Origin of the sequence: Micromonospora sp. NPDC049580 (genome assembly GCF_040675595.1) — a bacterium.
In the GTDB taxonomy this organism is placed as follows: domain Bacteria; phylum Actinomycetota; class Actinomycetes; order Mycobacteriales; family Micromonosporaceae; genus Micromonospora.
Map to the genome: position 1 here is coordinate 1 of NZ_JBFAPG010000395.1, position 5,923 is coordinate 5,923.

The window sequence follows — 5,923 nt, forward strand, 5'->3', positions numbered from 1 at the left end:
GCGACACTCCCTCCGGACGCCACCCCCGCGGCCGCGCCACCGGCGTCCGGAGGGAGTGTCGCCGCCGGCACGGCGGAGGCCGACGGGGTGCCCTCGGCCTGGGCGAGGAGGGCGGGCTCGGGGCCGTTCGTCGGTGCCGTCCAGCCGGCCGGGGCGGCCGTGCTCGGGCCCTGGTAGTCGAAGGTGACGGTGCCCCGCACCGCTTCGCCGTCCGAGGCGACCGTGAGGTAGCTGGCGGTGTAGCGGCCCTTCGCCGGCCAGTGGGCGACGGTCACCATGGCGGGAAAGCCGGTGTGGTACAGCCGCGGCTCGAAGACGCCGTTGACCATGAAGTACTCCTGGACCGGCTTGTCCAGCCGCTTCGGCTCGCCGTACGACCAGCCGCTGTCCACCCGTGACCCGTTCGGGCCGGTGAGGGTGAAGTGCGCGTTGGCGGCCGGCTTCTCGGTGAAGTACAACCCGACCTGGGCCAGGGGCTTGCGGACGACGGTGCCGGTCAGCGGCGTGGAGGTCGCCAACTGCCCGTGCGCCGACGCCGGGGCGGCGGGCAGCGCCAGCGACACCACCAGCAGCGCCGCCAGCACGGCGACGGTACGGCACACAACGTGACAGACAGTGACCAGCCTCGATCGCATTCGTTCATCATGGTCATTTCCCCACCGCCGAACAAGACGTAGAGTTCACCCTCCGACGATCAGCTCGACACCCCGCCCCCCGCGTCGTTCGGAGTCCGCCCGTGCTCGTCCGCGCCCCCGGTGCCCGCCGCGCCGCCGTCCCCACCACCCTCCTCGTCACCGGTCTGCTCAGCGCCCTGCTCACCGCCGGCTGCGGGCAGGACGACGACCCGTCCGGGGCCGCCCCCTCGACGCCGGCCACGTCGGCCGCCGCACCGACCGCCTCCGCGCCGGCCTCGGCGGACAGTCCCACTCCCGCCGCCACCGCCAGCACGCCCGCGGTCGACCGGGAGATCACCGTGACCATCGCCAAACGACGGATCAGCCCGCCCACCGGCCGGGTGACCGTGGCCAAGGGCCAACTCGTCCGGATCACGGTCACCTCGGACGCGGACGACGAACTGCACGTGCACGGCTACGACCTGGGCGCCCGACTGCCAGCCGGCACGCCCGGCTCGGTGGAGTTCCGGGCCGAGAAGACCGGGCTGTTCGAGGTGGAGACGCACGAGAACGAGCTGGTGCTGTTCCAGCTCGTCGTCCGCTGAGCGGGATGTCCGCCGCTCCCGCGCTGCTGGCGCACGGCGTCGGCGGCCGCCAGGACCTGCCGATCACACTGCCCGAACTCGTCGTCGCCGCCGCCCTGACCCTGGTCGTCACGTTCCTCGCCCTGGGCCTGCTCTGGCGCGAGCCACGCCTCGACCGGGACGCCGCCGGTGGCCGACCGGTACCCGACCGGCTGGCCGGCCTCGTCGACGCCCCCGCGTTCCGGTGGGCGCTGCGCGGACTGGGACTGCTCGCCGCCGGCTGGTTCTGCGTGGGCCTGCTCGGCGGGCCGGACACCCCGGACAATCCGACGGCCGGCGCGCTCTACGTGCTCCTCTGGGTCGGGCTGGTACCCGTCTCGCTGCTGTTCGGTCCGGTCTTGCGGGCGGTCAACCCGCTGCGTACCGTGCACCTGCTCGTCGCCCTGGCGGCGCGGCGCGAGCCGGCGCGCGGCGTCCGGGAGCTGCCTGCCGGCCTGGGCCTCTGGCCGGCCGCGCTCACCCTGTTCGGGTTCGTCTGGCTGGAGCTGGTCGCGCCGGACCGGGCCACCCTGCCGGTCATCACCGCGTGGCTGGCCGGGTACGCCGTGGTCATGCTGGGCGGCGCCACGCTGTTCGGCGCGGGCTGGTTCGACCGGGCCGACCCGTTCGAGGTCTACAGCGCGCTCGTCGGCCAGCTCGCCCCGATCGGCAGGGCCGCCGACGGCGTGCTGGTGTGGCGCAACCCGCTCGACGGGATCGCCGGGCTGCGGCCCCGTCCCGGGCTCGTCGCCGTGGTGATCGTGCTGCTCGGCTCGACCATGTTCGACAGCCTCTCCAACGCGCCGGCGTGGCTGCGCTTCTCCCAGGAGAACGGCCTGCCCCCGGCGGTCACCGGCAGCGCCGGACTGATCGTGGTCATCGGCGTCGTCGCCGTGGCGTACCTCCTCGCCACCGGCGCCGCCGCCCGCGTCGGCCGTGCCAAACCGCCAAGCGCCGCGGAGCCGGCCGACGATGCGGTTCCGGCGGGTGGCGCGGAGTCGCCGCGGGTGCCGAGCGAACTCGCGCACTCGGTCGTGCCGATCGCGGTGGGCTACGTGGTGGCGCACTACTACTCGCTGCTGATCCTGGAGGGTCAGCGCACCGTCGCCCTGCTGTCGGACCCCCGCGACACCGGGGCGGACTGGTTCGGCACGGCGGGTTGGCAGCCGCACACCGGGCTGGTCACCCCGTCCGGGGTGGCCAACCTCCAGATCACCGTCATCATCGTCGGGCACCTGCTCGGCACGCTGCTCGCCCACGACCGTGCCCTGTACCTGTTTCCCCGGGCGCGGGCGGTGGCCGGTCAGCTCCCGCTGCTCGCGCTGATGGTCGCGTACACCGTCGCCGGCCTGCTGCTGCTCTACGCCGGTTAGGGCCGCCGGCCCGGTGCCGACGTGCCCGCGTCCACGGGTGAGGATGGGGCGTGGACTCTGCTCTTCGGCGCTACCTCGACGACCTCGTGGACACCGCCCGGGACGTGCTCGGCGCCGATCTCGTCGGCGCGTACGCGGCCGGTTCGGTGGGGCTCGGCGCGTACCAGGCCGGCCGGAGCGACGTGGACGTGGCGCTGGTCTGCGCCGGTGCGCTGACCGAGGCCGTCAAGCGGACGTTGGTGGCACGGCTGCGCCACGAGGCGCTGCCCTGCCCGGCGCGCGGGCTGGAACTGGTCGTGTACCAGCGGGCCGTGGCCGCGGCCGGCAGCCCCGAGCCCGGCTTCGAGGTCGAGCTGAACACCGGGCCCGCGATGCCGTTCCGCCGCACCCTCGACCCGGCGGACCGCCCGAGCGCCGACGGCCGCTTCTGGTACGGGCTGGACCGCAGCATCCTGCACCAGAGCGGGGTGGCGCTGCTCGGGCCGCCGGCGGCGGAGGTCTTCGGCGACCTCACCCCGGCCGACCTGAGCCGCCTGCTGATCGAGGCGCTGACCTGGTGGCTGGCCCTGCCGACGCCACCGGGCGACCGGCCCGCGCCCGGCGCGGAGGACGCGGTGCTCGGCGCCTGCCGCTCGCTGGTGCGCCACCGCGACGGTGAGTGGCTGTCCAAGGTGGCCGCCGGCCGGCGTCTCGTCGACACCGGCGACCCGGCCGAGGTGATCCGCCGGGCGATCGCCGCGCGGCACGGTGGGCCACCGCCCACGGGCGCCCAGGCGCGTGCCTTCCAGGAGCGGGTACGCGCCGAGGTCGCCGCCCACCGCTGACGCCGGGTCAGCGCACCGGGCGGGACTTCAGCGACGCGAAGAGCAGGTTGAGGCCCTCGGCCATGGTCGGATGCGTGATGATCGCGTCCCGCAGCGCGGTCCACGGCATGCCGGCGAGCATGGCCAACTGCACCGAGGTGATCACCTCGCCCGCTTCCGCGCCGAGCAGCGCCGCGCCCAGGATCTGGTCGGTGCGGGCGTCGATCACCGCCTTCCACATGCCCTGCGTCTGGCGCAGGGTGCGGGCCCGGGGGATCGCGGCGACGGGCAGCTGGGCCACCTGGACGTCGTACCCGGCGCGGCGCGCGTCGCTCTCGCCGAGACCGACCCGCGCCAGCTCCGGGGTGGTGAAGACGGTGTACGGGATGAGCCGGCCCGCCGTACTGCGCTGCTCACCGGCCAGGTTCGCCCGGATGATCCGATAGTCGTCGAGCGAGGCGTGGGTGAACTGTGGGCTGCCCGCGACGTCCCCGGCGGCCCACGTCCGCTCGGCGCTGGTGCGCAGGTACTCGTCGACAAGCACGAAGCCACGGTCGTCGAGTCGGACACCGGCCGCGTCCAGCCCGAGCCCGTCGGTGACCGGCGCCCGGCCGGCCGCCACGAGCACGTCGTCGCCGGTCACCACGCTGCCGTCGTCGAGCGTGATCCGGACCGTACCGTCGGCGTCGCGGTCGACCCGGGCGACCGTCACCCCGACGCGTACGTCGATGCAATCGTCGAGGAAGACCCGCATCATCGCGTCGCCGATGTCGGGGTCCTCACGGGTCAGCAGCTGAGGACCGCCCTCGATCACCGTCACCGCGCTGCCGAACGACGCGAACATCTGCGCGAACTCCACCCCGACGGTGCCGCCGCCGAGCACCACCAGTCGTGCCGGCAACCGGTTCAGGCGCAGCAGATCGTCGCTGGTCAGCACCCCGGCCTCGGCCATCCCGGGTACGGACGGCAGGTACGGCCGGGTGCCCGTGTTGATGACCACGTCGTCGCCGCGCAGCAGTCGTTCGCCGCCGTCGGCCAGTGACACCCGCACGGTCCGCGTGGCCACGAGCCGGGCCTGACCGATCACCAGGTGCAGACCCGAGTCGAGGAACTGCTGCCGGTTGGCGGCGACCATCTGATCGACGACGTCCTGCTTGTGCGCCCGCAGCAGGTCCACGTCGACCCGGCCGCCCTCGACCACGACGCCGAGCGTGGCGGCGTGGCGCAGCTGGCGGGCCGCCCGCGCGCTCGTCACCAGCGCCTTCGTGGGGATGCACGCGACGTTGATGCAGCTACCGCCGATCATGCCGCGCTCCACCATCGCCACCCGACGGCCGGACCGGGCAACGTCCATGCTCAGCGTCTTGCCGGCCTTGCCGCCGCCCACGACGAGCAGGTCGAAGTCCTCCGGTTGGTCGGTCACGGGCGCTCCTCTCGGCCGCGAGGCGCTGTCGGGTCGCCGGTCGGGCCGGCGGCCCTCGGTGCGCGTCGGCCAACCAAGCCTGCCCGCAGCGACGGGACGTTCGGGAAGGTTCGGTGCAGAATCGCCCCGGGTGCGTCGTGCCCGACGACGGGGGCGACGCCGAGTCGGGACCGGCCCGCCGCGCGGCGTCAGGCTTCGGCCGTGACCAGGTACAGGGTGAAACCCGCCAGCAGGGGACCGTCGGTGAGACGCCGCAGCCACGGCTGAACGTCCGCGTCGGTGAGCTCGCCGGCCGCCACGGCGCGGGCCGAATTGCGCCGCAGCCCCAGAATCCGGTCCGCGGTGTCGAAGTCCCGGAAGACGACGGCGACCGCCTCGACCGATCTCACCCGCAGGCCCACCTGCACCGACAGCCGGACCAGCTCCCGCCCGATCGTCGGGTTCCGCACCCGCCCCGCGACGAAGCGGGCGAAGCCGCGGCTCGTCCGCACGTCCTCGTCCGCGACCGCCAGGGTGTCCCAGTCCGGCTCGGCCATCGCGAGCACACCGCCCGGGCGCAGCACCCGACGACCCTCCGTCAGCACCGTCGCGGGATCCTCGATGTGCATGAGGACGCGGTCCATCCTGGCCCGGTCCATGCTGCTGTCGTCCAGCGGAAGCGCGTGCGCGTCGACCGCGCGCAGCTCGATCGTCTCCCGGTCGGCCAGCCGCCGGCCGGCCTCCGCGAGCATCCGCGCGTCACGGTCGACTCCGACGACCCGGCCGCCGGCCTGGACCGCGTCGGCCAGCCGCCCGAGATCGGTCCCCGGGCCGCAGCCGATGTCCACCACGGCGTGCCCCGGCCGCAGGTCGAGGGCGTCGAGGGCACGCCTCTTGTAGTCGCGCCCGACTAAAGTGGCCGCTGCCGTGTCCAGGTACGCGATCTGGTCGGCGGCGGTGGGCGTCGCGCTCGTGAGCTGGCTCATCGGCCCATCCAAACACCGGATTGTGGGCGTACCGCGAACACGGCGCGCAGATTCGGTGTAAGCCGCCGTCGTCGACGGGCCGGCCTGGCCGCGCCGAACCGTGGACCCGGGCCCCGCGCGCA

The 5,923-nt window shown here is 74.3% G+C and carries 6 protein-coding genes; 3 read left to right on the forward strand and 3 right to left on the reverse strand.

Annotated elements, in window-relative coordinates; genetic code table 11:
* On the reverse strand, window positions 1–635 hold a 635-nt coding region (locus tag AB0J68_RS25020; protein ID WP_363940627.1), incomplete at its 3' end, for a copper resistance protein CopC.
* Window positions 636–736: 101 nt separating this feature from the next.
* On the opposite strand from AB0J68_RS25020, the gene AB0J68_RS25025 reads away from it, so the two are divergent.
* From AB0J68_RS25025 to AB0J68_RS25035, 3 genes are read left to right on the forward strand one after another with little or no spacing between them, the layout of a single operon-like run.
* On the forward strand, window positions 737–1,219 hold the full coding sequence (locus AB0J68_RS25025) for a hypothetical protein (RefSeq protein WP_363940628.1): 483 nt from the start codon (window positions 737–739) through the stop codon (window positions 1,217–1,219).
* Window positions 1,220–1,224: 5 nt separating this feature from the next.
* The gene (locus AB0J68_RS25030) at window positions 1,225–2,610 is read left to right on the forward strand and encodes a hypothetical protein (protein ID WP_363940629.1); all 1,386 of its coding nucleotides are present in this window, start codon (window positions 1,225–1,227) and stop codon (window positions 2,608–2,610) included.
* Between the two features lie 50 nt (window positions 2,611–2,660).
* The gene (locus AB0J68_RS25035; protein WP_363940630.1) at window positions 2,661–3,434 is read left to right on the forward strand and encodes a nucleotidyltransferase domain-containing protein; all 774 of its coding nucleotides are present in this window, start codon (window positions 2,661–2,663) and stop codon (window positions 3,432–3,434) included.
* Window positions 3,435–3,441: 7 nt separating this feature from the next.
* On the opposite strand, the gene AB0J68_RS25040 is transcribed toward AB0J68_RS25035, so the two are convergent.
* Window positions 3,442–4,836, reverse strand: a complete 1,395-nt coding sequence (locus AB0J68_RS25040; protein ID WP_363940631.1) for an FAD-dependent oxidoreductase — start codon at window positions 4,834–4,836, stop codon at window positions 3,442–3,444.
* 188 nt (window positions 4,837–5,024) lie between these two features.
* Complete coding sequence (locus tag AB0J68_RS25045; RefSeq protein WP_363940632.1) at window positions 5,025–5,801, reverse strand: methyltransferase domain-containing protein; 777 nt, start codon at window positions 5,799–5,801, stop codon at window positions 5,025–5,027.
* Window positions 5,802–5,923: the final 122 nt, after the last annotated feature.